This is a genomic window from uncultured Caballeronia sp. (assembly GCF_964243625.1).
GTDB lineage: Bacteria > Pseudomonadota > Gammaproteobacteria > Burkholderiales > Burkholderiaceae > Caballeronia.
The window spans coordinates 1-2,904 of record NZ_CAXTGZ010000712.1; the positions used below are offsets into that span (position 1 = coordinate 1).

At 59.6% G+C, this 2,904-nt stretch carries 4 protein-coding genes and 1 pseudogene; 1 reads left to right on the forward strand and 4 read right to left on the reverse strand.

The features are described from left to right. Window positions 1-262: 262 nt before the first annotated feature. From ACFFAR_RS29745 to ACFFAR_RS29755, 3 genes and pseudogenes are all read right to left on the reverse strand, one after another. A complete protein-coding gene (locus ACFFAR_RS29745) occupies window positions 263-1,177 on the reverse strand; it encodes a spermidine synthase (RefSeq protein WP_174365147.1) in 915 nt (304 codons plus the stop codon). After that, entirely contained in the window at window positions 1,174-1,647 is a 474-nt protein-coding gene (locus ACFFAR_RS29750; RefSeq protein ID WP_174365146.1) for a DNA-deoxyinosine glycosylase, read from the reverse strand. The genes ACFFAR_RS29745 and ACFFAR_RS29750 overlap by 4 nt, the downstream gene beginning before the upstream one ends. A gap of 14 nt (window positions 1,648-1,661) precedes the next feature. Further along, window positions 1,662-2,210 (reverse strand): annotated as a pseudogene (locus tag ACFFAR_RS29755) (chorismate--pyruvate lyase family protein); the annotation flags it as partial. Window positions 2,211-2,333: 123 nt separating this feature from the next. Here ACFFAR_RS29755 and ACFFAR_RS29760 point away from each other — a divergent pair. Continuing rightward, window positions 2,334-2,591 carry a hypothetical protein gene (locus ACFFAR_RS29760; protein WP_075360502.1) on the forward strand — a complete coding sequence of 86 codons (258 nt, stop codon included), beginning with the start codon at window positions 2,334-2,336 and terminating at the stop codon, window positions 2,589-2,591. A gap of 90 nt (window positions 2,592-2,681) precedes the next feature. On the opposite strand, the gene ACFFAR_RS29765 is transcribed toward ACFFAR_RS29760, so the two are convergent. After that, a complete protein-coding gene (locus tag ACFFAR_RS29765; protein ID WP_375509069.1) occupies window positions 2,682-2,828 on the reverse strand; it encodes a hypothetical protein in 147 nt (48 codons plus the stop codon). Between the last annotated feature and the right edge of the window lie 76 nt (window positions 2,829-2,904).

The following is a 2,904-nucleotide window of genomic DNA, read 5'->3' on the forward strand; positions in this document are numbered from 1 at the left end:
TGTTGCGGACCTGACCAGTGGCGGTCACCGCATCTTGAGCCATGACGGTCTCCTCTTTTCTCTTTAAATTGCTGCTGGACTGGGACCTGCGCGGATCTCGCGGCAAGGCGCCAGCCTAATAGCGCCCCGAAATAACACGTGGAGTATATGGACGCCTAAAAGTGGGTCAAGCAGGGCGAACCCGAACCGTAATGGGTAGAGAAAGCATTATGTAATTTTTGCTTTATCGACCGCTGTCAGGGCGGCGGGTTCGCTGCTGGATCTAGATGGAAAAGTTGGGTGTATTGCCGGCTTCCGTACTGATCGACAAGGCCTTGACCCATTGACGCGCGGGCAGCTTCAATTCCTTTTCGATGAGCTTTGCCCGTTGTTCGAGTTGCGCGTACGGCACATCGAGCGCGGGTCCCGCAAACGCGATGGCAATGCGATTGCCGTCGTGGACTTCGGGCAGCGCGAGCACTCGGCCATCGAAGGCTTCGTTCAGGCGCTTCATGTTGCGCACGAAGCTCGGGTGATCGCCGAACAGGTTGACCGTCACCACGCCCGCCGCCGGCGTCAGGCAAGCCCGGCACGCACGATAGAACGCGACGCTGTCCAGCACGGGGCCGCGCGCGGTGGCATCGTAGACATCGATCTGCAATGCGCCGATGCTGCCGTGGTTCGCGGCGTCGTTGACGAAGTCGTAGGCGTCCTGCTCGTGGATGGTGAGGCGCGCGTCGTCGTTGGGTAGCTCGAACATCGTGCGCGCGGCGATCACAACCGACGGGTTCAGCTCGACCGCCTCGACCTTCGCGCGCTTCAGGAACGCGTGCGCGAACTTAGTCAGTGCAGCCGCGCCAAGACCAAGCTGCACCACCCGTTTGGGCGTTTCGATGAACAACAGCCACGCCATCATCTGCTGCGCGTATTCAAGTTCGATGTGATTCGGCTTCTTCAGGCGCATCGCGCCCTGCACCCATTCGGTGCCGAAATGCAGGAATCGCACGCCGCCCTCTTCCGAGAACGTCACGGGCGCGAAGCGCGGTTTGCGAGGTGCATCGATACGGGGCGCGTTTTCAAGGTCGTCATCACGATCGCGCTTTGCGCGCTTGGCCTGCTTTTTATCGTGCTTTTTTTCTTGGCGCTTGCCGCCGAACGCGCGCGCTTCAGCCGACGCGCGTTTGATTAATTGGGTCATTTGAGGATGTCGCGCCAGATGCGCAATTTTTGATCGAACGAGAGGATAGCATTCGCCGGACTCGACGACGGCAGGACCAGGGTTTCGTAGCCTGCCTCGCGGATCACCGGTTCGAAACGCCCGGATGTCTTGCCGTTGAAGCAGAGCTTTTTCAAGCCCGGCGCGTGAAGGCGGAACGAGGCAAAGTCGTTGGGATTCGCGTGACGGATCGCGGTGTCGAGACTGCCTTCGCGCTCGCACGCCGCAAGCACATCCCACAAGCCGATGCCATGTTCAAGCAGCTTGAGAACGCGCTGATCGTAGGCAAGCTCGTGCAAAGGCTCGCCGATCACCGTTCCGACCAGCCGCCAGAACTGGTTGCGCGGATGGGCGTAGTACTGCGCGGCATCGAGCGACGCCACGCCGGGGAAGCTGCCGAGTATCAGCGTGTGCGTGTTTTTATCGGCGATGGGCGGAAAGCCTTTCAGCATTCTTCGCAACGCTCGAGGAAGGACCAGAGCGCGGGCAGGAAGCATTCGGTGACCATCAGCGGCGCACTTTTTCTCACGAACACGGAACGGCGCGCGACGAAGGTATGGGGGGCTTCATGATGCGTTTGTGTGGCCGCGAGCCTGTAGAGCGGATCACGCGCCGTCACCTTGCGCGACGTCAGCGGCGAGCGCCAGACGCTGCTGTCGCTATATAGAAGTTCGGCCAGCGGACGCGTCCTCAAACGGCGGATCGCTTGCCACACGCCCGAACTGACATTAAGCGGCACGATACTGTGTGCCGCGACGAACGGCACGCCTTCCACTTTCAGCACGACTTCGCGGGTCCATACCGGCGTGCGCGGCGTGATGTTCAACGCGCTGGATTCATCGCGCCAGGGTTGGCTGACGGTTTCGCGGGTGACATCGACGGTGACGGTGCCGAGTGCACGCAGATGTGCAGTGAGCGAGCCGCCGCGCGTGAGCCAGTCTTTCTGGTCGGCGGTGAACGTGGGAAGCGGACGGATGCGCCAGTTGCCAGGCGCCACAATAAGGGTATTCAGCATGCGGGAGATTATAAAACCACGCGTGTAAATAGGACGAATCGTATAGATGTCGATGTCCGCGACGGGAAGACTGGGGAACCGGCCGGGAAATGGTCGGCGCTCATTCAACCAGAGAGGAAAGACATGTCGGTGAATACAAAGCAAACGTCGAAAGCCGTCGCAACACTCGCATCGAAGACGTTGCATGATCCGAAAGCGTCGGCCATTGCAAAGAGTCTTGCTGCATCGGCGCTATCGCAAACGCATACGAAGAACCAGACCGGCGCTCAGATGGAGCACAAGGCCTCGCTCGTTCTCCATAGCGACAAATATTCGAAGGACACCAGGACGCTGGCGGCGTCTGTCGTAGCGCAGGCCAACAAGGAGCGTAAGGCCAAATAAGCGAAGCCGTTCCGGGAGCACCCGGAACGGCTTCGTTCAACTCGACACACCTCGCGTCAGCCCTCAGGCAAATGCGAGATAACGATCAAATCAATGTACGACGGCGTGTACGCCTTGCTGAATCAGCAGGTCTGCGTGAGCAGCTGAATTCTGATACACGTTGTACGTCACGCCGCCAACCGAGGCCGTGCCGTGCTCTACCCACGGAGCATCTGCCACGCCCGCGGAGGATTTCAAGCTAGTTGTCGCCTCGACACATAAAATTCAAACTGCTTCTCGTTGGTAGTTTTGGGGTTGATCAGTGGCCTTGGTT

What these genes read in the sequence shown, in the direction of transcription:
- ACFFAR_RS29750 (WP_174365146.1), bottom strand. Translation starts at nt 1,647, where the DNA reads ATGCTGAAAGGCTTTCCGCCCATCGCCGATAAAAACACGCACACGCTG.
- ACFFAR_RS29745 (WP_174365147.1), bottom strand. Translation starts at nt 1,177, where the DNA reads ATGACCCAATTAATCAAACGCGCGTCGGCTGAAGCGCGCGCGTTCGGC.
- ACFFAR_RS29760 (WP_075360502.1), top strand. Translation starts at nt 2,334, where the DNA reads ATGTCGGTGAATACAAAGCAAACGTCGAAAGCCGTCGCAACACTCGCA.